The sequence below is a fragment of the Ruegeria sp. ABM4_193 genome (genome assembly GCF_056158705.1).
Genome location: NZ_JBSWTT010000001.1, coordinates 1871601 through 1894791 on the forward strand (window position 1 = coordinate 1871601; position 23191 = coordinate 1894791).

24 protein-coding genes are annotated in these 23191 nt (G+C 57.5%); 11 read left to right on the forward strand and 13 right to left on the reverse strand.

The window, feature by feature from the left end:
* Positions 1-46 precede the first annotated feature (46 nt).
* From ACXADZ_RS09420 to infC, 5 genes are all read left to right on the forward strand, one after another.
* Positions 47-1711 (forward strand): nitrite/sulfite reductase, encoded by a 1665-nt coding sequence (locus ACXADZ_RS09420; protein ID WP_475195509.1) that lies wholly within the window; start codon positions 47-49, stop codon positions 1709-1711.
* Positions 1701-2462, forward strand: coding sequence for a phosphoadenylyl-sulfate reductase (locus ACXADZ_RS09425; RefSeq protein ID WP_171089726.1), 762 nt, complete (start codon positions 1701-1703; stop codon positions 2460-2462). Before ACXADZ_RS09420 ends, ACXADZ_RS09425 begins: the two co-directional genes overlap by 11 nt.
* Positions 2459-2866 carry a DUF934 domain-containing protein gene (locus tag ACXADZ_RS09430; RefSeq protein WP_171668130.1) on the forward strand — a complete coding sequence of 136 codons (408 nt, stop codon included), beginning with the start codon at positions 2459-2461 and terminating at the stop codon, positions 2864-2866. The genes ACXADZ_RS09425 and ACXADZ_RS09430 overlap by 4 nt, the downstream gene beginning before the upstream one ends.
* A 106-nt stretch (positions 2867-2972) precedes the next feature.
* Entirely contained in the window at positions 2973-3806 is an 834-nt protein-coding gene (locus ACXADZ_RS09435; RefSeq protein ID WP_475195519.1) for a ferredoxin--NADP reductase, read from the forward strand.
* A gap of 244 nt (positions 3807-4050) precedes the next feature.
* On the forward strand, positions 4051-4512 hold the full coding sequence (gene infC, locus ACXADZ_RS09440) for a translation initiation factor IF-3 (protein WP_475198545.1): 462 nt from the start codon (positions 4051-4053) through the stop codon (positions 4510-4512).
* Positions 4513-4580: 68 nt separating this feature from the next.
* Here the strand turns inward: infC and ACXADZ_RS09445 are convergent, their stop codons facing one another.
* Positions 4581-5897, reverse strand: coding sequence for an aspartate aminotransferase family protein (locus tag ACXADZ_RS09445; protein ID WP_475195523.1), 1317 nt, complete (start codon positions 5895-5897; stop codon positions 4581-4583).
* Positions 5894-6667 (reverse strand): beta-keto acid cleavage family enzyme, encoded by a 774-nt coding sequence (locus ACXADZ_RS09450; protein ID WP_475195525.1) that lies wholly within the window; start codon positions 6665-6667, stop codon positions 5894-5896. Before ACXADZ_RS09450 ends, ACXADZ_RS09445 begins: the two co-directional genes overlap by 4 nt.
* A gap of 104 nt (positions 6668-6771) precedes the next feature.
* Here ACXADZ_RS09450 and ACXADZ_RS09455 point away from each other — a divergent pair, with 104 nt between their 5' ends.
* Complete coding sequence (locus ACXADZ_RS09455; protein ID WP_475195528.1) at positions 6772-7656, forward strand: MurR/RpiR family transcriptional regulator; 885 nt, start codon at positions 6772-6774, stop codon at positions 7654-7656.
* A gap of 38 nt (positions 7657-7694) precedes the next feature.
* Here the strand turns inward: ACXADZ_RS09455 and ACXADZ_RS09460 are convergent, their stop codons facing one another.
* Together ACXADZ_RS09460 and ACXADZ_RS09465 are read right to left on the reverse strand one after the other, a co-directional pair.
* Positions 7695-8696, reverse strand: a complete 1002-nt coding sequence (locus ACXADZ_RS09460) for a molybdopterin-binding protein (protein WP_475195530.1) — start codon at positions 8694-8696, stop codon at positions 7695-7697.
* Positions 8693-9661, reverse strand: coding sequence for an XdhC family protein (locus ACXADZ_RS09465; protein ID WP_475195534.1), 969 nt, complete (start codon positions 9659-9661; stop codon positions 8693-8695). The genes ACXADZ_RS09460 and ACXADZ_RS09465 overlap by 4 nt, the downstream gene beginning before the upstream one ends.
* Before the next feature lie 228 nt (positions 9662-9889).
* Between ACXADZ_RS09465 and ACXADZ_RS09470 the strand changes: the two genes are divergently transcribed.
* Positions 9890-10390: a hypothetical protein gene (locus tag ACXADZ_RS09470; RefSeq protein ID WP_171089709.1), complete on the forward strand. Its 501-nt coding sequence runs from the start codon at positions 9890-9892 to the stop codon at positions 10388-10390.
* Between the two features lie 4 nt (positions 10391-10394).
* Here ACXADZ_RS09470 and ACXADZ_RS09475 read toward each other — a convergent pair whose 3' ends face one another.
* Together ACXADZ_RS09475 and ACXADZ_RS09480 are read right to left on the reverse strand one after the other, a co-directional pair.
* Entirely contained in the window at positions 10395-11654 is a 1260-nt protein-coding gene (locus ACXADZ_RS09475) for a vWA domain-containing protein (RefSeq protein ID WP_475195543.1), read from the reverse strand.
* Positions 11655-11711: 57 nt separating this feature from the next.
* Positions 11712-12620 (reverse strand): AAA family ATPase, encoded by a 909-nt coding sequence (locus ACXADZ_RS09480; RefSeq protein WP_475195546.1) that lies wholly within the window; start codon positions 12618-12620, stop codon positions 11712-11714.
* A gap of 161 nt (positions 12621-12781) precedes the next feature.
* On the opposite strand from ACXADZ_RS09480, the gene pyrC reads away from it, so the two are divergent.
* A complete protein-coding gene (gene pyrC / locus ACXADZ_RS09485) occupies positions 12782-13819 on the forward strand; it encodes a dihydroorotase (RefSeq protein ID WP_475195550.1) in 1038 nt (345 codons plus the stop codon).
* On the opposite strand, the gene ACXADZ_RS09490 is transcribed toward pyrC, so the two are convergent.
* Positions 13816-15108 (reverse strand): MmgE/PrpD family protein, encoded by a 1293-nt coding sequence (locus ACXADZ_RS09490; protein WP_475195554.1) that lies wholly within the window; start codon positions 15106-15108, stop codon positions 13816-13818. The genes pyrC and ACXADZ_RS09490 overlap by 4 nt on opposite strands.
* A 37-nt stretch (positions 15109-15145) precedes the next feature.
* On the reverse strand, positions 15146-15592 hold the full coding sequence (locus tag ACXADZ_RS09495) for a type II toxin-antitoxin system RatA family toxin (protein WP_475198547.1): 447 nt from the start codon (positions 15590-15592) through the stop codon (positions 15146-15148).
* Positions 15593-15664: 72 nt separating this feature from the next.
* On the opposite strand from ACXADZ_RS09495, the gene hpt reads away from it, so the two are divergent.
* Positions 15665-16201 carry a hypoxanthine phosphoribosyltransferase gene (gene hpt, locus ACXADZ_RS09500; RefSeq protein ID WP_171668121.1) on the forward strand — a complete coding sequence of 179 codons (537 nt, stop codon included), beginning with the start codon at positions 15665-15667 and terminating at the stop codon, positions 16199-16201.
* A gap of 27 nt (positions 16202-16228) precedes the next feature.
* Here hpt and ACXADZ_RS09505 read toward each other — a convergent pair whose 3' ends face one another.
* Both ACXADZ_RS09505 and lipA read right to left on the reverse strand, forming a co-directional pair.
* A complete protein-coding gene (locus tag ACXADZ_RS09505) occupies positions 16229-17371 on the reverse strand; it encodes an amidohydrolase (RefSeq protein ID WP_475195561.1) in 1143 nt (380 codons plus the stop codon).
* Positions 17368-18318, reverse strand: a complete 951-nt coding sequence (gene lipA / locus ACXADZ_RS09510) for a lipoyl synthase (protein ID WP_171182947.1) — start codon at positions 18316-18318, stop codon at positions 17368-17370. Before lipA ends, ACXADZ_RS09505 begins: the two co-directional genes overlap by 4 nt.
* A 261-nt stretch (positions 18319-18579) precedes the next feature.
* Between lipA and ACXADZ_RS09515 the strand changes: the two genes are divergently transcribed.
* The gene (locus ACXADZ_RS09515) at positions 18580-19128 is read left to right on the forward strand and encodes a redoxin family protein (RefSeq protein ID WP_475195568.1); all 549 of its coding nucleotides are present in this window, start codon (positions 18580-18582) and stop codon (positions 19126-19128) included.
* Between the two features lie 61 nt (positions 19129-19189).
* Here ACXADZ_RS09515 and ACXADZ_RS09520 read toward each other — a convergent pair whose 3' ends face one another.
* Complete coding sequence (locus tag ACXADZ_RS09520) at positions 19190-20272, reverse strand: DUF6456 domain-containing protein (protein WP_475198551.1); 1083 nt, start codon at positions 20270-20272, stop codon at positions 19190-19192.
* Between the two features lie 240 nt (positions 20273-20512).
* On the opposite strand from ACXADZ_RS09520, the gene ACXADZ_RS09525 reads away from it, so the two are divergent.
* The gene (locus tag ACXADZ_RS09525) at positions 20513-20812 is read left to right on the forward strand and encodes a DUF6477 family protein (RefSeq protein WP_475195572.1); all 300 of its coding nucleotides are present in this window, start codon (positions 20513-20515) and stop codon (positions 20810-20812) included.
* On the opposite strand, the gene ACXADZ_RS09530 is transcribed toward ACXADZ_RS09525, so the two are convergent.
* Together ACXADZ_RS09530 and ACXADZ_RS09535 are read right to left on the reverse strand one after the other, a co-directional pair.
* Complete coding sequence (locus ACXADZ_RS09530) at positions 20813-22357, reverse strand: trimethylamine methyltransferase family protein (protein ID WP_475195575.1); 1545 nt, start codon at positions 22355-22357, stop codon at positions 20813-20815.
* A 137-nt stretch (positions 22358-22494) separates the two neighbouring features.
* On the reverse strand, positions 22495-23190 hold the full coding sequence (locus ACXADZ_RS09535; protein WP_475195579.1) for an MgtC/SapB family protein: 696 nt from the start codon (positions 23188-23190) through the stop codon (positions 22495-22497).
* Between the last annotated feature and the right edge of the window lies 1 nt (position 23191).

The window sequence follows — 23191 nt, forward strand, 5'->3', positions numbered from 1 at the left end:
CTTCTATGGCCCCAAGGTTCGGGGCTGCAACCAAGGACAGCTAGACATGTATCGCTACTCCGAGTTTGACACAGCTTTTTTGGCAGAGCGCAACAAGCAGTTCCGCGCGCAGGTCGAGCGTCGTATCGACGGCTCACTGACTGAGGATGAATTCAAACCCCTGCGCCTGATGAACGGCCTGTATCTGCAGCTGCATGCTTACATGCTGCGGGTCGCCATTCCGTACGGCACCCTGTCCAGCGCGCAGATGCGCCAGCTGGCCTTGCTGGCCGAAAAGTGGGACAAAGGCTATGGCCATTTCACCACCCGTCAGAACATTCAGTACAACTGGCCCAAGCTGAACGACGTGCCAGATATGCTGGACGCGCTGGCCGAGGTTGGCATGCACGCCATTCAGACCTCGGGCAACACCATCCGCAACGTGACAGCAGATCACTTTGCCGGTGCCGCCGCGGATGAGATCGCTGACCCGCGCCCCTATGCCGAACTGCTGCGCCAGTGGTCGACCGACCACCCGGAGTTCCAGTTCATGCCGCGTAAATTTAAGATCGCCATCACCGGCAGCGAAAACGACCGCGCCGTGATCAAAGCACACGACATCGGCCTGCAACTGGTTGAGCGTGATGGTGTTCTGGGCGCGCGCGTGATCGTGGGCGGCGGACTGGGCCGGACCCCAATGATCGGCAAGGAACTTTCCGAATTCGTCGCGTTTGACGACCTGCTGGCTTACCTCGAAGCCACCGTTTCGGTTTGGAACCAGATCGGCCGCCGTGACAACAAATACAAGGCGCGCATCAAGATCACCGTGCATGAGCACGGTATCGATGCCATCCGCGCCAAGGTCAACGAGCGTTTCCTGCAGGTTCGCCCTCAGTTCAAAGGAGCCGACATGGCGCTGCTGGAAGAAATCAAGGGCCACTTCGCGGCGCCTGACTTCCGTGAGGGCTCGGTTGCGTCGTTTGAAAGCGCCTACACCAACGATCCGGTTTTCCGTTCGTGGGTCGACACCAATATCGCTCCGCACAAAAACGCGGACCACGCGATCGTTACGATCTCGATCAAGAAACATGGCGCAACGCCGGGCGATGCGACTGCCGAGCAGATGCGCGTAATGGCCGATCTGGCCGAAGAGTTCGCCTATGACGAGCTGCGCATCAGCCACGAGCAGAACGTGATCCTGCCGCATGTCCACAAGTCGGACCTGCCTGCGATCCATGCAAAGCTGAAAGAGTACGAACTGGCGACCGCCAATATCGGCCTGATCAGCGACATTATTGCCTGCCCCGGCATGGACTACTGCGCGCTGGCAACGGCCCGCTCGATCCCCGTGGCGCAGGAAATCGCAACGCGTTTCGAAGACCTGAAGCTGGAGCATGATATTGGCCACCTGAAGATCAAGATCTCGGGCTGCATCAATGCATGTGGTCACCACCATGTCGGCCACATCGGCATCCTGGGCCTGGATCGTGCAGGCGTCGAGAATTACCAGATCACCCTGGGTGGCGACGCGACTGAAACCGCCGTAGTCGGCGACCGCACAGGCCCCGGATTTGCCTATGATGAAATCGTGCCGGCAGTGGAACGCATCGTCGACACATACCTGACCCAGCGGGAGAGCGCTGAAGAAACCTTCCTGGAGACCTACCGCCGCGTCGGTATGGCTCCGTTCAAGGCCGCTCTCTACCCCGAGGCTCAGGCGAATGCCGCTTGACCTGATCCAGACGGAACTGGGCAAAGACCGCAGCGAGCTGACCGAAAAAGTCGAAACGCTGAACGCCCGGTTCCGGCACCACAGTGCGCATGACGTCATGCACGGCGCGTTGGAGGAAATTGACAAATTGGCTCTGGTCTCAAGCTTTGGGGCCGAGTCGGTTGTGTTGCTGCACATGGCCGCGGTGGTCGACAAGATGACCCCGGTGCTGTTCGTAGACACGCAGATGCTGTTCACCGAAACGCTGGAGTACCAGCAGGAGGTCAGCGAGCGTCTGGGCCTGAAGAATGTCCAAATCATTCGTGCAGATGATGAGGATGTTCAACGTGACGACCCTTATGGTGCGTTACGTCTGCGGGATACGGATGCGTGCTGCAACCTGCGCAAGACTTTCCCGCTGCAAAAGGCTCTGACGGGCTATTGCGGCTGGATCACCGGGCGCAAACGGTTTCAGTCGGGCACTCGCGCCGCGCTTGACTTCTTTGAGGTCGAGGACGGCACGGGCCGGATCAAGGTCAACCCGCTGGCCCATTGGGCGCGCGAAGATGTGCGCGCCTACATGGAAGAAAACAACCTGCCCCGGCACCCGCTGGTGGCCAAAGGATACCCTTCGATCGGCTGTGCGCCCTGCACCTCGCCGGTCAAAGAGGGCGAAGACCCCCGCGCCGGGCGCTGGCGCGACCAGAACAAGGAAGAATGCGGCATCCATTTTGTCGATGGCAAGATGATGCGCGCCGGAGAGAAAACATGAACGTAATCGTAACGGATGAGGGCTTTTCGCCCGATGACTGGACCGACGGCTTTGTCACTCTGGACGATGCCGCCAATGATGTGGTCGCGCTGGACGTCGCTTCGGACACCGACCCGGATGAACTGATAGACCGTTTGGGCAGTGCCAAGATGGTGCGCGTCGATTTCCCGTCCTCAGCGGATGGACGTGGCTTTACCATTGCGCGCGTCCTGCGCCTGAAAGGCTACACAGGCCGCCTGCGCGCCAAAGGCCACGTGCTGGCGGACCAATACGCCATGGCCCGCCGCAGCGGTTTCGATGAGGTCGAAATTGATCACGCCCTTGCGGACCGTCAGCCCGAAGATCAGTGGCTGGCGCGTTCCAAATGGCAAGACAACAACTATCAGGCCCGCTTGCGCGGCTGACACCGCCATCGCCAGCTTGTGATGTAAGGGGGCAATCTGTCCCCTTTTCCTGACTTGGATCAAAGATTAAACGGAGATGTCGGTTTAGCTGACCGGCAGTGAAATGATGACAGAGATGAAATCCGTGACTGAAGCAACCGCCGTTAAGGCCCCCGTTCTGCCAGATGCCCAGACTGTCACCGAGGTGAAGCACTGGACCGATAGCCTGTTCTCGTTCAAGGTCTCGCGCCCGACCTCGCTGCGCTTTCGTTCGGGTGAGTTTGTGATGATCGGCCTTTTGGGCGATAACGGCAAACCGTTGCTGCGCGCCTATTCGATTGCGTCGCCGTCCTGGGACGAAGAGTTGGAGTTCTATTCGATCAAGGTTCAGAACGGCCCGCTGACCTCGAAACTGCAACACATCAAACCCGGCGATCAGATCATCCTGCGCCCCAAGCCGGTTGGTACTCTGGTGCATGACGCCCTGCTGCCCGGCAAACGCCTGTGGTTCTTTGCCACCGGCACCGGCTTTGCACCTTTTGCCTCGCTGCTGCGTGAACCGCAGACCTATGAGGATTACGACGAGGTCATCATCACCCACACCTGCCGCGAAGTTGCCGAACTGGAGTATGGCCGTCAGCTGATCGAAAACATCCGTCAGGACGAACTGCTGGCTGAGCTGATGGGCGAAGGGTTTGCGGACAAAATCCGCTACTACCCGACCACTACCCGGGAAGACAGCCCCAAAATGGGCCGTATCACCACCCTGCTTCAGGACGGCACCGTGTTTGAAGATCTGGGCATCGAAGGCGGCATCAAGCCTGAAACCGACCGCGCGATGGTTTGTGGATCGTTGGCCTTCAACCTGGATATCAAGGAAATCCTCGAAGGGTTCGGCCTGCGCGAAGGTGCAAATTCCGACCCGAAGGAATTCGTGATCGAAAAAGCCTTTGTTGGGTAATTCCAATTTGCGTTCGGGGCTTTCCGGCTCTGAACGCGAAGAATGCCCGATAAAACAAGTTTTTTCACATCATCCTGTATTTATGCCGCTTGAAGTGCGGCGCAGCCCGGTTTAAATTCCGGGCTCGAATTTCTGCAATTATCAAAGGAATGAACCCATAGCTCGCAGACCTCACAACGCGCCGCCTCAACGAGAAACCGGCCCGCGCGTCAATGACAGAATCCGTGCCCCCGAAATTCGCCTGATTGGTGCCGAAGGTGAAAACGTCGGGGTGGTTCATCCCGCCAAAGCCATGCAACTTGCGGCCGATGCCGGCCTTGACCTTGTCGAGATCTCGCCCAATGCGAACCCGCCGGTCTGCAAGATCATGGATTTCGGCAAATACAAATACGAACAGCAAAAACGCGAAAGCGAAGCCCGCAAGAAGCAAAAAGTCATCGAGGTGAAAGAGGTCAAATTCCGGCCTAACACCGATACCCATGACTACGACGTCAAGATGAAGAACGTCGTCAAGTTTCTTGAGAAAGGTGACAAGGTCAAAGTCACGCTACGGTTCCGCGGACGTGAAATGGCGCACCAGAATCTGGGGCGCGAATTGTTGGAGCGTGTGGCCGAGGACATCAAGGAAATCGGCAAGGTTGAAAACATGCCGAAGATGGAAGGCCGTCAGATGATCATGATGATCGGCCCGCTTCCCCAGAAATAAGCCAAACACAGGCTGCAAGATCACAGGCTCTCGCTGGATTGGCGAGAGCCTTTTCGTTTCTACAGCTGTCAGATGACTGCGTTCAACGCCCGTTCCAACTTGCCGACAAGTTCGTCAATCTGCGCGTCTTCGATGATGAACGGAGGTGCCAGCAGAATGTGATCCCCGTTTCGCCCATCCCGTGTCCCCGCCATGGGGTAACAGATCAAGCCTTCAGACATTGCGACCTTCTTCACCTTTCCGGCGATGCCTAGGGACGGATCGAACGGAGCCTTGGTGTCCCGATCCGACACAAGTTCGATCCCGCGGAAGAGGCCCCGCCCGCGCAGATCGCCAACATTTGCGTGCTGTCCAAACGCTGCCTCCAAGGCCGATTGCACTTTGTCTCCCATGACCCCGGCGCGGGCTGGCAAATCCCGTTCCGTCAGCTCACGGACCACCGCGAGCGCAGCGGCTGTGGCAACCGGGTGACCGATATAGGTGTGCCCATGTTGGAAAAACCCTGACCCATCCCGAATAGCATCATAGATCGCGTCAGTGCACAGCATGGCTCCGATCGGTTGATACCCGGCCCCTAAGCCTTTGGCGATGCACAGAATATCCGGCGCGATACCGTCATAATCGCATGCAAACAGGTGGCCTGTTCGCCCCATGCCGCACATTACCTCATCCAGGATCAACAGCACGCCATATTGGTCGCAGATTTCTCGGATACGTTTGAAATATCCTTCGACGGCCGGAACCGCGCCCAGCGTTGCACCGACCACCGGTTCCGCCATAAACGCCATGACAGTCTCGGGGCCCAGGCGTAGTATTTTGGCCTCAAGCTCGTTGGCAACGCGCTGACCATAGTCAAAGCTGCTTTCGCCCTCGGGTTTTTCGGCATATTCATAACAGGCCGAAATATGCGTCATCTCGATCAGCATGGGCGCGAACTGAGCCCGTCTCCAGGCGTTGCCCCCAGCTGACAAAGCGCCCAGCGTGTTGCCATGATAACTTTGTTTGCGCGCGATGACGTGCCGACGCTCGGGCTGACCAATTTCAAGGAAATACTGACGTGCCAGTTTGATCGCCGCCTCGGTTGCCTCGGACCCGCCCGACACAAAATATACCCGGTCCAATTCGCCCGGCGCGTGCTGGATCAACAGGTCCGCCAGCGCCTCAGCCGGTTCAGAGGTCATGAAACCGCTATGAGCAAAGGCGATCTGTTCCACCTGTTCTTGAACGGCGCGGATCACTGCAGGGTTGGAATGCCCCAGGCAAGACACGGCCGCATCACCGCAGTCCAGATAACGCTTGCCTTGGGCGTCGATCAGATAGCAGCCTTCCCCACCTGCTGCGATGGGCAGGTCCGATTTGGTGTGGCGTGGGAATACGTGACTCATGTTCTGGCCTTTCCAAGCAGTTCAACCAAAGCCGCGACCGAAGCGGCATTGTCCGCCCACGGCGTGCCATCCGGCCCCGTCAGGCTGTTTTCAAATCCAACGCGCACATCACCCCCGCGCCGCGCTGCTTCGGCCAGACAGGCGTGTTCTTGCGCACCAAACGCGCAGACCATCCAATGGCTTTGACAGTTCGGGAAGGCATCCAGATCTGCCGGTACAGATTGCTGACCGTCGCTATAGCGTCCCAGAACAAACAGCCGGTCCGTCTGATCCTTACGGACAATGTCATCTTGCTGCCACTGGTCCAACAGCCGCGCGTCTTCCGCATCGTAAAGAATATGCTGCACCCGCGTTCCCTGATCAGCGCAGAGCGCGTAGACACGCGGTGCAAGGTTGGGGTCGCACGCAATCTCTCGTATCGAAATCGAGGCCCAGTCTGGACGCACCTGCTCCAAGCAGGCCAGCTGCGCGGGAACGTCAAATATCCCTGCCGCTTCGGTTGTGATTTGAACATCCAACCCCGGCGCGATGCGGCGCAATTCGGCGATCGTTTCCAGATATGATCCAGCGTCCAGCGAGTGCTGACCATTCGCGTCCCGCACATGAACATGAATGCCCTGCGCCCCTACAAGGTGGCAGGCCCGCGCGGTTGCGACGATCTGATCTATCGTGACCGGAAGGGCAGGATGATCTGCTGTAGTCCGCCGCGCGCCATTGGGCGCGACTAGAATATAGGGGGTTTTGTTGTCGTCGGCAGGGATGGGATTCATCTGTTCTTTCCTTGTACAAGGTTGCACCTAGACCCCACTCCATTCGTTTTCAATTTACCCCATAGAAAACATATGTTTTTATTATAGCCATGACCCCTACCCTGATGGCACTCACGGATCAGTTAAGGCGCGAGATCGATAAGATGCCTGCGCAAATGCAGGTAGCGGCGAAGTATGTTGTCGATCATCCTGGCGACTTTGGGCTGAACCCGATCCGCGAAACCGCCGACAGGATCGGCATCAGTTCAAACGTGTTGGTACGGCTTGCGCAGCGCATGGGCTTTGACAGCTTCGACGCTTTTCGCCAACCGTTTCGCCGCGCCTTGACGACAGACAGTGAAGACCGTCTGGGGCAAGGCTGGTTAGAAGCTCCGGCGGGGCAAGACCCGTTTCATCTGGCGCAGGTCAAATTCGCTCAGAACGAGATGAATGTTGTTTCGCGATCCCTGCGCCTGATGGACCCGCTTCTGACACAACGCGCCATCGGGCACATGATTTCCGCGCGGCGCTGTTACGTGACAGCGACCCGGTCCAGCCACGCCTTGGCCTATTACTTTCACTACGCAGGTCGCATGGCGCATCCCGGATTGCAGCTGGTGCCCCGTCACATGGGCTCAGCCATTGACGATTTGGTCGAAGCCACGGCGGAAGATTGTCTGTTTGCCATCACCGTCCATCCATATTCCGCCGATACGATACAATCGATGCGCTTTGCCCGCGACCGGTCCATGCGCATTGTGTTGCTGTCGGATAGCGAGGTGATCGCGCCGGGGGTTGAACCGGATGTGGTGCTGCCCGTCAGCACCCGAACCTTGCACCCATTCTCAAGCTTTTCCGGCGCGATGGTCGTGTTGGAATGTTTGCTCGGGCATCTTTTTGAGGCCAGCGGCAAAGAGGCCCGGGAACGCGTGGAACAGTATCAAAAAGCACGTGAAGACACGGGCGCCTATTGGCGGCCCGGTGTTTTGCCAAAGCTCAGGAAGCCCTAACAACCTGGCTGCGTCGCGGCCCGCGCGCAGCTATACGGCTAGGTTTTACGTTTGGCACGGGGCTGCGGTCTGGTCGGGATTTCCTTGAGAAGCCCGCCAACCCCCATCGCTGCGATGTCTGCACCCCTAGTCTCAATTCCACACGCGATCCTGGATAGAACCCAATCGGCACCGTTCAACGCCGGAGAGCGCGCGCAACCGGGCAATCCAATCACCGGGCGATCTTGCAAGGCGCCCAAAAACAACAGGTTTCCCGGATCCACCGGCATTCCAAAGCGATCCACCTGCCCGCCAGCCAGACGCACAGCCGAAGGTGCCACATCTTCCGGGTCTGACGTCGCCGAACCTGTCAGGATCATCAGCACATCCCCTTCGCTTTGCGAGACTGCTTCTGCCAGAGCTTCGACGCGGTGCGGAACGATCTGCACATCACACAGGTTCATATCCAGCAGCTCGACCCGGCCCCGAATGGCGGCAATCCCTTTCTCATTTGATGGTCCGCCCGGAATGTCCGTCACGATCAACCCGGCTGTTTGGTGAACCGGACGCGCCAAACGGATTGCGCCCTGCGCCAAAGTCGCGGCGCGTTGGACATCCTCTGCCGGCACAGCGTAAGAGATGACCTTGATGGTCGCCACCATACCACCTGGCCCCATTTGCTGATGCTGGGGCACCGTGGCCACTGTGATCATCGGATTGACTTGGTTGAAACGCTCAAGCGCAGCGACATCCAGAACGGCCACCCCCGGTCCATCGGCCAAAAGGTTGACGCGCCCGGTAAACGCCTCGGTCACGCGCAGGTTGGCTGCGGCAGCATCAGGCGCAAGGGCTGCCGCCAAGTTACGTGCGGCCTCGTCCTCATGGCAGTCACCGGTATCAAGCTGAGCGACAATGACTTCGCTTAGCCCAGCTTGCGTCAGCTGCACGATATGTTCGGGCTGCAATGCCAGTCCCTTTCGCAGCTTGCGCCCACCTGCAGTGACCGAATGCGCCAGAATGGCCCCTTCGGCCTGCGCTACGGGAACCGGGCCAAACCTCATGCTTTGCCCCGCAGGACCGCAGTCATCTGAGCAAGAATAGCAACGGCGATTTCTGCAGGTCCCGCAGCACCAATATCCAATCCGATCGGGCCGTGAATTCTGGAAATCTGTTCCTCAGTGAACCCTTCGGCTTTCATGCGATCCACCCGTTTGGCGTGGGTGCGCGTCGAGCCCAGAGCGCCGATATAAAATACACCTGCATCAAGTGCCGCTTGCAGCGCCGGGTCGTCCAGCTTGGGATCATGGGTCAGCAAGACAATGGCGGTCCGCGCGTCCAGCCCCAGCTTGGCCACCGCTTCGTCCGGCCAATCAGTCAGGATCGTTTCCCCCGGAAATCGCGCGCTGGATGCAAAGGCATCGCGCGGATCGATGATGGCCGGATCATAGCCCGCAATGCGCGCCATCGGTACAAGTGCCTGTGCGATATGGACGGCACCCACAACGATCAGCCGCAAAGGTGGGTTGTGAACCGCCACAAAGGTTTCGCCGTCCTCCTCAAAACCGGACCGATCCATACGCAGCCGTTCCGCATACGCGTTGCGGCGCAAAGCCCTGTGCCCGGTGTTTGTATTCACTTCATACGCCACCGGCTCGCGTGCGGCGCGCGCCGCAACCAGTTCGGCCAGCATGGGCTCGGGCAGGACCTTTCCAATGGGTTCGACCAGAACACGGATCGTTCCGCCGCAGGCCAGACCAACGGCAAAGGCATCCTCGTCGCTGACACCAAATTCCAAAAGCCGGGCTTCGCCCTCGTCCAAGGCTTCAAGCGCTTCAACGATCACCGCACCTTCTACGCAGCCGCCGGAAACCGAGCCTTCAATCCGCCCGTCGCCGCCGATCACCAGTTGAGACCCTACGCGTCTTGGCGCGCTGCCCCAGGTTTCGACAACGGTCGCCAAGGCCGCGCCCCGCCCGCTGCGGTGCCAGTCCAAAGCCGTTTCCGGGCTGTTGTCGAATTGCTCCATCAAACCCTCCAGATGTCACCCGTTTCCAACATAGGCAGGATTGACGCGAAGAAAAGCGCGGCAGTCTTGCCAAAAGGTCTATGTCTGCTCTTTTTCAACGCTATCAATGGCTGAACCACATTCAACAAATCATAGGATTGATTGTTAGGTGTCAGAGCTCTAGCTTGCACATGCAACCGGTATTCTACCGGACTGCGTATCCAAAATTTATATATCGGAGACAAGCAGTTGAAACGTTTTTTGACACTGGGTGCCGCAGTAGGTCTTTTGGCCTCGACGGCGGCGTGGGCTGACACATTCCAACGGTATGGAGAAGTCGAGGGCTGGAAAGTCTTCATCGACAATGAACGGAAATCCTGCCTGATCGAGGCCGTGGATGATGCGGAAAACGTCGTGCAGATGGGTCTGACCGAAGATCGCAGCGTCGGTTATGTCGGTGTGTTCACCAAAGCCGATACCGATATCAAACGGGGCGAGACGCAAGAGGTTGCGATCCTGATTGGTGACAACATCTACTTGGGTGAAGCCACTGGTATGAAAGGCAACATCACCAAGGGTTATTCAGGCGGCTACATTCTGTCGGACAACCCTCAATTCGCGGACGATCTGGCCAAGAAAAAGGTCATGATCGTGTTCCCCGAGACAGCGTATGCCTTCACTGTTGATCTGACCGGCACATACAAAGCCATGGAAATGGCGCGTAAGTGCAATGACGAGCAGCTGTCGTAATCGACTAACCGGAAAGCGCGGCCATCAGCCGGGCTTTCTGACCCTGGTCGTCGGTTTTTGAAATCACGTCGGCCAGGTCTTCGAGTGAGGCAATGGAATGCCCTGCCCGGAAACTGTCCACATGCGGCAGCATGGTCGCCACGCCTTGCGCTTTTGGGGCGAACCCATCCCAGCGCAGCAACGGATTCAGCCAGATCAGCCGTTTTGAAGACAGGTGCAGGCGCTCGATCTCTTTCTGCAGAACCTTAGGCTCGCCCCGTTCCAGCCCATCCGTAATGAGCAAAACAACCGCCCCCTGCCCCATGACCCGGCGCGACCAGTCACGGTTGAATTGGTGAAGGCACTCTCCTATACGCGTGCCGCCTTCCCAATCCTGCGCCTCGGCCCCGGCGGCGGCAAGCGCTGCATCCACATCCCGTTGACGTAAATGTCGGGTGATGTTGGTCAGGCGGGTGCCGAAAGTGAAAGCGTGAACTTTGGCCCAGCCCGCCCCCTTGGCATTCGATACCGTATGCAGGAAATGCAGGATAATCCGACTGTACTGGCTCATCGATCCTGAGATATCACACAACGCCACAAGGTTAGGCCAGCGTGGCTTGGGCTGCAGCCTGTAGATATCGTGCAGCTCGCCGCCTTGCCGCATAGCCCCGCGCAAGGTGCGGGCCCGGTCTATGCGGTGCCCAAGATGGCTCGCCTGCCCCCGGCGCGACTCGATGGGTTTGACCGGCAGAGTCATCCGCGCCAAGACGCGTTTGGCTTGCGCTATTTCAGCGGTGCTCATCTGTTCAAAATCCAGATTGCGCAGTCGTTCCTCGGATGACGCCGTCTGAGTGGCGTCTATCTCGATTTCAGTTTCGCCTTCGTCTTGCGCGGCGGGTTCAGGCATATCCCGTTCAACGCCGTCCAACAGTGCCTCGGCCGCCCGTTTTTCACCCGCGTCCGCTTTACGCTCTTCCTGCACGCCGCGAATGGCGGGCAGCATCATGGCCATCATGTGTTCCATGTATCGCGGATCGCGCCAGTACATTCGGAAGACTTGCGCGAACACCGTTCGATGTTCCGGGCGGTTCACAAAACAGGCGTGCAGAGTCCAATAAAAGTCTCGTTTCCTAGTAAACCCAGCCGCCTGCACGGCGTTGATGGCATCAATCACGCGCCCTGGGCCAATTGGCAAACCCGCCTTTCTAAGGGCACGGGCGAAGTGCGTGATATTCTGCGCCAGCTTTGGATTGTCCGGTATGTCCAGAGGGAGTTGTTCTGCCATCAGCATCCATGGGGGCTCTGCCCCCATACCCCGGAGTATTTGTGAAAAGATGAAGCATCAGGCCGGTTCGAGGGTGGCCTTGGCCTCGTCCAGAATGCGTTTCGCCTCGGACCCTTGCAGTTTCTGGATGTCGTCCTGGTATTTCAGGATTGCGCCCAGAGTGTCGCCGATCACCTCTGGGCTGAGGTTCATCACATCCAGCGCCAGCAGACATTTGGCCCAGTCAATGGTCTCGGCCACACCGGGTTTCTTGAACAAGTCCTCGGTGCGTAGCCGTTGAACAAAGGCCACGACCTCACGGCTGAGCGCATCAGCCGCTTCAGGTGCACGGGCGTGCAGGATTGCCATCTCGCGCTCGAAGTCCGGGTAATCGACCCAATGATAAAGGCAGCGGCGTTTGAGGGCGTCATGCACCTCGCGCGTGCGGTTTGACGTGACAATGACAACGGGCGGCTCGGGCGCTTTGACGGTGCCGAGTTCCGGGATCGTGACCTGAAAATCGCTGAGGGCCTCAAGCAGGAAGGCTTCAAAAGGTTCGTCGGTGCGGTCCAGTTCGTCGATCAGTAGAACCGGCGCGCCATGTTCATCAGGCCGCATCGCTTGCAACAAGGGGCGTTCGATCAGGTATTCGTCTGAGAACAATTCCGCCTGAAGCGCGCTTCGGTCCGCCCCGCCCGACGCCTCAGCCGTACGGATCGCCACCATCTGCGCCGGAAAGTTCCACTCGTAAACAGCAGAGGACGCATCCAGACCTTCGTAGCATTGCAGGCGGATCAGGCGACGATTTAACCCCGCAGCCAGTGCTTTGGCGATCTCGGTTTTCCCAACGCCTGCTTCACCTTCCAGAAACAGCGGTCGGCCCAGTTTCAACGACAGAAAAACAACAGTCGCAAGAGCGCGTCCGCAGACATAGCCCTGGGCTCCCAACATCTGCTGCACGGCATCAATTGAATTTGGTTGCGTCATGGACCCCTCTCTCCTTAGCGGACAAACAGGTCATGCACCGACCTGCGCGTCAAGACCTCGCGCCAAGACACAGCTACGACGTTCGGGTTGGTTGACAAGTTTTTTCACCAACGCGTGCGGTCGCGGTTGGTCTTTTTCAACAGCTATGCTAGCGGAAGCCCATGACCGATACCCTCACGATCCGCCGCCCCGACGACTGGCATCTGCACCTGCGCGATGGCGCCATGCTGCAGGCCGTTCTGCCCGAAACTGCACGCCATTTTGGCCGTGCGATCATTATGCCCAATCTGGTGCCTCCGGTCGTGACCGGCGCGCACGCCGCAGCGTATCGCGACCGCATCATGGCCGCGCTGCCCGACGGTATGACGTTTGAGCCGTTGATGACACTTTATCTGACCGAGGATACGGACCCGGACGATCTGGCGGCTGCCCATGCAAGCGGTTTGGTCAAGGCCGTGAAGCTGTACCCCGCAGGGGCTACGACCAACTCGCATTCCGGTGTGCGGAACTTTGACAACGTGCGCCCTGTGCTGGAGCGTATGGCCGAGATTGGCCTGCCCCTGTGTGTACACGGCGAAGTTACCGACGCTGAGATCGACATTTTTGACCGTGAGGCCGTGTTCATCGACCGTGTACTGGACCCGATCCGAAAGGCCACTCCGGGTCTGCGCGTGGTGATGGAACATATCACCACCCGAGACGGTGTTCAGTATGTCAAAGCCAATGAGGCAGACCTGGGCGCGACAATCACGGCGCATCACCTGATCATCAACCGCAACCACATTCTGGTTGGTGGGATCAAACCGCATTATTACTGCCTGCCCGTCGCCAAACGTGAAGAGCATCGGTTGGAGTTGCTGAAAGCCGCGACTTCGGGCGACCCGCGGTATTTCCTTGGCACCGACAGCGCGCCGCACACGGATGACAACAAGGAAATGGCCTGCGGCTGCGCGGGATGCTTCACGGCAACCAACACTATGTCCCTTGTGGCCGAGATGTTCGACCGCGAAGGCGCATTGGACAAACTGGAAGGCTTTGTGTCGCTGAATGGTCCCGCGTTCTATCGCCTGCCCGTGAATGAGGACACCATCACGCTGACCAAGGGCGAGCCGGTCGAATACCCCGACAAGATCGACACAAAAGATGGACTCGTTACCGTTTTCGACGCTGGCTTTCCATTGCACTGGCGCGTGATCTAACCCGCCAGTTTGGCGGCCAGATCGCGGGCGCGGCCACCGGTGCGCAGCATCGACCAGATCGCGTCCGCCTCATCCGCTCCGATCAACTTTGCGGCTTTGGCACGTACACGATCCTCGCGGTCAGACAGTGAGATTGGGGTCAGCAGATCATGCGTTGCCTCACGACGAATACCGTCGCGGCGCAGCAAGGCCAAATGCGCCTGTGTCTCTGACAAGCTTTCATCTGCTTCAACAGTGATGCGGTCGCGCAAGGACGTAATGCGTGGGTCAGCGCAAACCTTATCCGTATAACTGCCGGGCAAGGCGGTATCATATCCCAAGGCCTGCATCGCGATGACAGTGCGGTATGAGAATTTAGCCCCTAACCCGCTTGCAGGTGTCAGCTGATTGCACACACTCATCCAACGCGGATGGGTTTTGATCTTGATCTCGGCCACTTCAGGCTCGGCGATGTCCAGTTCCCGCGCCGCTTCGAGCGCGGCGTGCAAGCCGTGACAACAGGCATGGAACTTGTGACTGACGCTTTCGAACAACCATTCATCGCCCAAACCGTCCAGCGCGCTTAAATCAGACGCGCCCTGATGGGTTGCACCAAAGCCAAACGGGCCTTCGAGCGCATCGGCATTGGCCTGAAACCCGTGATGCACCAGCAAGGCTGTTTCGACACCGGCTGACGCCGCAAGGCCCGCGTTATATGGCTTGCCCATCGTCCCGAACTGCGCCTTCAGTCCGGCTGCACGGGTGGCGGTCAGACCCAAAACGGATCGCATCTGGTTTATATCGAAGCCCAACAATCGCCCTGCGGCGACGGCGGCCCCAAATGCACCGGACGTGGCTGTCTGATGAAACCCGACCTGATAGTGGCCCCGACCCAACCACAGGCCAACACGAATTGAGGTTTCCATCCCAATCAAAGCGGCTTCGAGCAAGTCGACAAGAATACGATCATCCCACTCGGCCACAGCAAGCGCCGCCGGAAGGATGGCAACAGACGGATGCCCGATATGGGCAAAATGCGTGTCGTCATAATCCAGCGCATGAGACACGGTGCCATTCACCAACGCGGCTCCGCGCAATGGCGCTTCACCGCCGCCAAATAGATGGGCCTGTGCCTGACCACCCTCCTCCAGAACCATCTTGCGAATGATGGATGAGACAGGTTCGTTCGCACCCGCTCGACCAACCGCAACCCAGTCCAGCACGGACAGAGACGTCACAATCCGCGCCTGAGATGTCGTTGAAATCGGTCCCGCCGCAAACGCGGCCAATGATGTAGTGAAATCCGTCATGGGCGCAGTCTAGCGAGCGCAATTGCGGCGTAAAGACCTAGCCGTAGAGTTCTTGGGCCCGCGCCTCGAACGCACGTACGATCCTTTGCATGGCTTCGTTGAACACGACGCCAATGATCCCTTGCAGAATCGCGTTCTTGAACTCGAAATCCACGTGGAACGAGATATTGCAGCCTCCATCCGGCGTATCCTCGAATTGCCAGTCGGACTTCATGTATTTGAAGGGGCCATCCAGATACTCGGTATCGATCTTCTTCTGGTCTGCAAATAGAGTCACCCGGCTGCCAAAACGTTCGCGGAACACTTTGAACGAGATGACCAGATCAGCTTCCATCACCTGCGCCTCGCCCACAGCATATGTCTTGCGGATCCGAGCTGCAGCGCACCACGGTAGAAACTGCGGATACTTGGCCACGTCCGCCACCAGATCATACATCTGCTGGGCCGTGTATGGCAGGTGGCGAGTTTCCGAATGGATAGGCATGACGTCCGGTATTTGCAGGTGACAATGGCGCGTCATGTCGTATGTTGCGCGCCAAAGATCAAGGGGGCAACGATGACTGACCGCGCATATGTGATAGATGAGATGATCTCGGCCAAGGCCATCGCTGCCAGAATTGAAGAGCTCTGTCGCGAAATCACAGCAGAATTCGGCAACACCGACAAGCTGGTTGTCGTGGGCTTGTTGCGCGGCAGTTTTGTTTTTATCGCCGATCTGGTCCGCGAATTGGATTTACCGATCGAAGTGGATTTCCTTGAGGCGTCATCTTACGGCGACGCCATGGAAAGTAGTCGGGAAGTTCGTATTCTCAAGGACTTGCGCGGCGCTATTGAAGGGCGCGATGTGCTGGTCGTTGAAGATATCGTGGATACAGGTCACACGCTGAATCACGTCACCAAACTGCTTCAAAGCCGCAAACCTGCACGCCTGAAATCCATTGCTCTGCTCGACAAGCCAAGTCGTCGTGAAGTGGATTTCCGGTCAGACTGGATCGGGTTCGAGATCCCGGACGAATTTGTGGTCGGTTACGGCATCGACTACGCGCAGCGAAACAGAAACCTACCCTTTATCGGCAAGGTTCGGTTTACCTGAGACTACAATACACCCTAAAGCTGAGTCTTATCCCAAAATCTGCCGAATGGATGAGGTGAAAATTCCAACACCTACGGGTATCAACGCATCTGGAAAATCATAGTCCGGATTGTGTAGTTGGGGATGATCCCAACCCGATCCCAACCAGAACATTGCGGCTTTTGCGCTTTTGCCAAACTGCCCGAAATCCTCGGAAAAACGCTGCGGCTGATCGACCAAACGGCATTCAATTCCCTGATCGGCACAGGATCGCTTCAGAATTGAGACGGTTTCCGGGTGATTGACGCAAGCTTCGAAGACCTCATCGTAAGAAATCTCCACCGAAAGTCCCTCGTCCTGCGCCGTCTTGCGGACCATCGCTTCAGCTTCGTCGATCAGGCGCGTCATCCGTTGGTCCGAGACTGTGCGCAGCGTCACCCACAAATCAGCCCGTCCGGGGGCGACACCCACAGTGCGCTCGCCCAGATTGGCGTGCGTGACGGTGGTTAAGGCGTAGTCGTCGTTCGAGTCGCCACCCGCCCCCAAATCAGCCAAGGCTGGCATCAGTTTGGCCAAGGCACCCGCAGGTGACACGCCATCCTGTGGGGCCGCCGCGTGCGAGGTCTTACCCGTCAAAACAATCTGCATACCGCGCGAGGCACAGTTTGCCGGACCGGTACAGAGTTCGACCGCTCCAAGCTCCAACCCCGGCAAGTTGTGCAATGACAACACGATGTCCGGGGAAATTCCGGCAAACTGGGGATCTGCCCGGAATGCGACCGCGCCATGCCCTGTCTCTTCGGCGGGTTGGAAAATCAAAACGACACGACCGGAATTTGGACGTTTGTGACCCAAGGCGTCAGCGACACCCAGAACCATTGTCATATGGCCGTCATGGCCGCATAGATGCCCTTTGCCATCTGTTTGTGAGACATAAGGCAGATCAGATACTTCCTGGATCGGAAGGCCGTCCAACTCGCACCGAATAGCCAGAGTTTGCCCCGGCAGTCCGCTTTCGAAAACACCGGCAACCCCATGTCCCCCGATGCCGGTCAGAACATGATCTGCTCCGGCTTCGCGCAATAAGTCAGCAACGCGCGCCGCAGTTTGCACTTCCTGCCCCGAAAGTTCCGGGTTCTGATGCAATTCGCGGCGCAGGCGGGTCAGCCGTGCGACAAGATCCGGGGTCACGCTTGCTGCAGCTTTTCTTGACGCGCCGCCCTCAGACGGGCGAAATCGTCGCCCGCGTGGTAAGACGACCGGGTCAATGGTGTTGCCGACACCATCAGGAAGCCTTTTCCATAGGCCGCCTTTTCGTAAGAGGCGAATTCTTCCGGCGTGACGAAGCGATCCACACCATGGTGCTTTGGAGTCGGTTGCAGGTACTGACCAATGGTCAGAAAGTCGATATCCGCGGCGCGCATGTCATCCATGACCTGACGCACTTGCTGCTCGTCTTCGCCCAATCCAACCATGATGCCGGATTTGGTGAAAATCGACGGGTCCAGCTCTTTCACACGTTGCAGCAAACGCAGCGAGTGAAAATACCGCGCGCCGGGTCGGACCTCGGGGTATAAACCCGGCACGGTTTCCAGATTGTGGTTGAACACATCGGGTTTCGCCTGAACCACAACCTCCAACACCTCAGGCTCACATTTCAGGAAGTCAGGTGTCAGAATCTCGATCGTGGTCTTCGGCGAACGGTGGCGCACTGCGCGAATGGTCTGCGCGAAATGCTCTGCTCCACCATCATTCAGGTCGTCGCGGTCCACCGACGTAATAACAACGTGGTTCAGGCCCAGCTTTTCAACCGCATGTGCCACGCGACCCGGTTCAAACGCATCCAACTCGTCAGGGCGCCCGGTGGCGATGTTGCAAAAGGTACAGCCGCGCGTACAGATCTCACCCATGATCATCATGGTGGCGTGACCCTGGCTCCAGCATTCGCCAACATTGGGGCAACCCGCTTCTTCACAAACCGTTACCAGATTGTTGTCACGCATGATCTTGCGGGTGTCCGCATAGCCCTTGCCACCCGGTGCCTTGACCCTGATCCAGTTCGGCTTCTTGGGTTGCGCGTTATCCGGGCGATGCGCTTTTTCTGGATGGCGTTGTTCTGGGATCTTGAGATCTCGCACGGGCTGTTATCCTGACTTTGGGTCAACTTTGTGTACCTATAACATAAACAAGTCGCCATTGTTACACCAGCGACGCATAGCCGCTATGCGCGTATTTTCCGCAAGCAAAATGATTTAAGGCTAAACTATATTTTTACCTTTTGTTTTCAAAGCGCAAAGGCAAGAAAAAAACTTCATAGGCGCAGAACTTCTTCGATTGAAGGTGTTTTGGAACTGTTTTAAGTCCCGCTCAGATCACATCTGACTCACAGGAGCTTGAGCATGAAAACCGGAGCGAAACTGCCCGACGTGACCTTCCACACACGTGTCCGGGACGAGGCTGTTGAAGGCCCAAACCCGTTCCGTTGGGAAGACAAGACAACCGCCGATTACTTCGCTGGCAAGCGCGTAATCCTGTTCTCATTGCCCGGTGCGTTCACGCCGACCTGCTCGACCTACCAATTGCCGGGTTTCGAGAAAGGCTTCGTCGATTTTACCGCCCAAGGGATCGACGAGATTTACTGCATGTCCGTCAACGACAGCTTTGTGATGAACAAGTGGGCGCAGGATCAAAGCTTGAAAAATGTCAAAGTCATCCCTGACGGTTCGGCAGAGTTCACGCGCAAGATGGGTATGCTGGTTGACAAGGACAATCTGGGTTTCGGCATGCGTTCGTGGCGCTACGCCGCCATCGTCAATGATGGCGTGGTCGAAGCTTGGTTCGAAGAGCCCGGCTTGATGGATAACTGCCCCGAAGACCCCTATGGCGTATCTTCGCCGGAAAATCTGATGACGCATCTTCAGGCAGCGGCAGAACCGGAATTGGCCTGATCACTGGCTTAAGGTATGAAAAAGGCCCGCTTTGCGCGGGCCTTTTTGTCTCTGGTGACTCTCAACCGATCATGCGGTCACGTTCAGCCTGATCCTTGTAATGCTGTTTGAGCCTCTGCAAAGCAATGCGTAGGACAATCTTGCCAGACCGGGCCGACCACCCCATGCGTTTTTCCGCCAGTTCCAGCCCTTCGAGATAACAGCAACAGCGCAGCGCAACATCACTTAAACCCGGACCTAGATCTGACAGTGCGCGCGCAACCCTGTCCCTTGCATCAGAAAACCCCCTGCCACCATGCGCATCACTGTCGTAGGTGCCGCGACCACCCGCGGTCAGGAAATGATCCCAGTTCTGAGAAACCTGCGGACCGATTTGCGCCAGTTCGAAGTCTTCGCGCAAACGCTCTCCGGCTTTCACGAGTGTTTCATCCAGAAACGGTTTTCCGTCCCGATCGCGGCGCCGTGCCAAAGCGGTCAATGGACTTTCCGTGGCGCTGTATCGAATACGACTAATGCTTTGTGCAAGCCCACCTGACGGCTTTGCGTGAAACCCGCTTTGCGCTTCGGCAAAGCCAGGCTCTGTCCCGGCCCGGGCCTGGTTTTCGGCCTGAGCGATCAAGTGGCTTAATGCCGTTCGTCCCGCTGACGAGATCCGATACCGCGAGATACGCCCGGGATTGTCGCAGGAAATCCAGTCTTTGAGCGCCAAGGCCTGTGCAATCTTGCATTCGACTACTGCAGTTCTGGTTGCAGCGCTGTTACCTGTGTCGCGGACAACAACGGCCTTGTCCATCTCCTCGGCTACGGCAAGCACGGATCCGGTTTCGCTCAGGCGACGCAGAATACGCAAAGCTTCGCGCTCAAACTCCTGCTCTTCAGCAGCCTCATCCTGAGAGGCAAATGACCTGTTACCCGTGCTGGAAACAGAAAAGTGCGTTTCAGCAAGCGATTGCAGGGCCGCATCAACCAGAGGATCATCGCGACGCATTTCGATACGTCGAATTTGCCTAAGGATGGTTGACGCATGGCATCCGGCTGATCGCGCTATTTCGCGGATCGAGCGGCCCGTTTCGGTATGGGCAAGGTATCTTTGCGCCCCCTCTGGAACCCATGCCGGAATGGTGAAAGCCATGTTGTTTTCCATCATTATTTGCCCTCATCGACAAAACAAACTGCTACTTTTCGCCCTCGGAATGCGGGTTAACCAATTCTAACTAGAGGTCCTTTCGTTACTCGTTCGTTAACCGCACGAGGCACAAACCAGATTTGATTCAAAAAGATAAACAGTCGTGAAACCATCGTTCGGCGAGACTGACGCAAAGGCAACACCCGCTTAGGTTGTGCAACAAGGGATCCCGGAAATCTTAAGGAAAAGGGACAAAATATGCAGGACCTGATGACGATGATCGCAACCCTTCGCCGCCCTCGTATGCTGGCGCGGGCGGCCAAGTTCGGGGCCAGAGATTACAATCGGGACAGGCACTTGCAGCGCATTCTGGGTTACGGTTCGCTACCCGGATCCGGACAGGCCCTACTGCGATTGATGGAGATGGAGAAAGAAGTAAACGAACAGCGCAAAGAAGAAGATGCGGCCTATTCCCTGGTGCGGCATCTGGATCTGCTTATCGCGCTGTTGGGTGAGGCGCAGTTGTATCAAGCCAACCGCGCCTCAGCTTTTCAGTGATCAGGTGAACGCATCCGGCATGGAAGCCTTTTTCTCGGCGATATAGGCTTCCAGCGCTGCGGCGGTATCCGGATCCATTTGCGGTTGCTGGTAGTTTGCCAGCAAATGCTCGACCCGCGCGGACGCCAATGCGCGCGTGTCACGTGCACCCTCTTCCTGCCAGGTTTCGTAGGGTTTGTAGTCCAGCAGATCAGACTTCCAGAAGGATTCCTTAAAGTTTGCCTGCGTGTGCGCACAACCAAGATAGTGACCGCCCGGCCCTACTTCGCGAATTGCGTCCATGGCCTGCGCGTTGTCATCGTACGCGACACCCTTGGCCAATGAATGCAGAATACCCAACTGGTCTGCATCCATGACGAACTTTTCGAAATCGGCAACAAGGCCACCCTCAAGCCAGCCGCAGGAATGCAGCATGAAGTTCACACCGGACAACAGGCCCATGTTCAGCGAGTTTGCTGTCTCGTAAGCCGCCTGCGCGTCTGGCAATTTTGAACCACAGAAGGACCCTGCAGATCGGTAAGGCAGGTTCAAGCGCCGTGCCAACTGACCCGCACCATAGGTAATGTGTGCTGCTTCAGGCGTGCCAAAGGTGGGTGCGCCCGAATTCATGTCGATCGAGGTCACGAATGCACCAAAGATCGCTGGCGCGCCGGGGCGGATGATCTGACTGTAGGCCACACCCGCCAAAACTTCGGCCAAAACCTGCGTCAGGGTACCTGCAACCGAAACCGGAGCCATCGCGCCGCCCACGATAAAGGGCGAGATGATGCAAGCCTGGTTGTTGCGCGCATAAACCTCCAGCGCGCCCATCATCACATCGTCAAACGTCATCGGCGAGTTGATGTTGGTCAGTGAGGTCATCACTGTATTTTCCTGTACGAACTCCTTACCGAACAGGATCTCGCACATCTCGACCGAGTCCTGCGCCCGGCTAGGATCTGTCACCGAGCCCATGAAAGGCTTGTCTGACAAGGTCATATGCGCCTTAAGCATGTCCAGGTGGCGTTTGTTCACCGGAATGTCGGTTGGTTCGCACACCGTGCCGCCCGAATGGTGCAACCACTTGGACATATAGGCCAGTTTCACGAACTTGTTGAAATCGTCCATGGTCGCATAGCGACGGCCGCCTTGCGCATCACGCACAAAAGGAGGGCCGTAAACAGGTGCCAGAACCATGTTGCGGCCACCGATGACCACCGATTTCTCGGGGTTGCGGGCGTGCTGCGTGAACTCGCTGGGGGCGGTTTTGATCAGCTCGCGCGCAAGACCGCGTGGGATGCGAACACGCTCGCCGTCGATATCTGCACCAGCATCGCGCCAGCGTTCAAGCGCGGCGGGGTTGTCGACGAAGTTGACGCCGATTTCTTCCAACACGGTTTCCGCGTTGTTCTCGATGATTTCAAGCGCCTCTTCATTGAGGATCTCAAAATTCGGAATGTTCCGTTCAATGTATTTCGCGGTCTCGATACGGACTGCGGTACGCTCGGCACGGCGGGCGGCGCCACCGCCACCTCTTGCCCTGCGTCGGGTGTTTGCCTCTGCCATGAGAAAATCCCGTCTGGTTGGTTAGATTGGAGCTTTTGATACAGGTTTACCAGAACTCAGGCATCGGGATTGCGGCGCTCTGGGGGAAAAAGCGACATTGGCACCCTGCCGAGCAGCAAACACCTCCTCAAAGTTAATCAGGCCTCTGAAACACTATCCCACTCAATGCTTTCGATACTCGGCTCCAGCATCAACGGCGCGACCACCTTGTGCTGCAGCTCTTCGGGGTGATCCTCCATCGAAACAAGAACCGCTATGGTCTGCGAACCGTCAGCACTGTCCCCTTTCTCAAACCCAACGATGCGAATGTCATTTTGGGCCAGCGCCTTGAGAACCGCGACGCGCGCATCGGCCTGCGTCTCTTCTTTGCATTGCAAAAGAATCTTGAATTCCTGCGTCAGCGGAACGCCGGCGCGCGTTGTCCGTTTGAGCCATTTGACAAGGGGCCTAAGGCCAAGGTTCACAAAAATGACGAAGCCAGTCATCATCAAGGCGAAAAACCAAGCCCCCGTCCCCGCCATCATTCCAACAGCGGCCGAACACCACAAGGTTGCCGCCGTGTTCAGCCCGTGGATCGTGAATCCGTGGCGGAAAATGATTCCGGCCCCTAAAAAGCCAATGCCCGACACGACCTGTGCGGCCACACGGGTTGGGCTGACTTCGTCCGGAAAAAGAGCAGAAAACACAACAAAGGCCGCGGCGCTCAGGGCCACAAGCGCATTTGTCCGCAAACCGGCCATTCTCTGCCGGACTTGCCGTTCGGACCCTATTAGTGCCCCGCAAAACAACGCAAGCGCCAGATTCAGCGCGGCAATTTCTATCGAAATCGGCAAT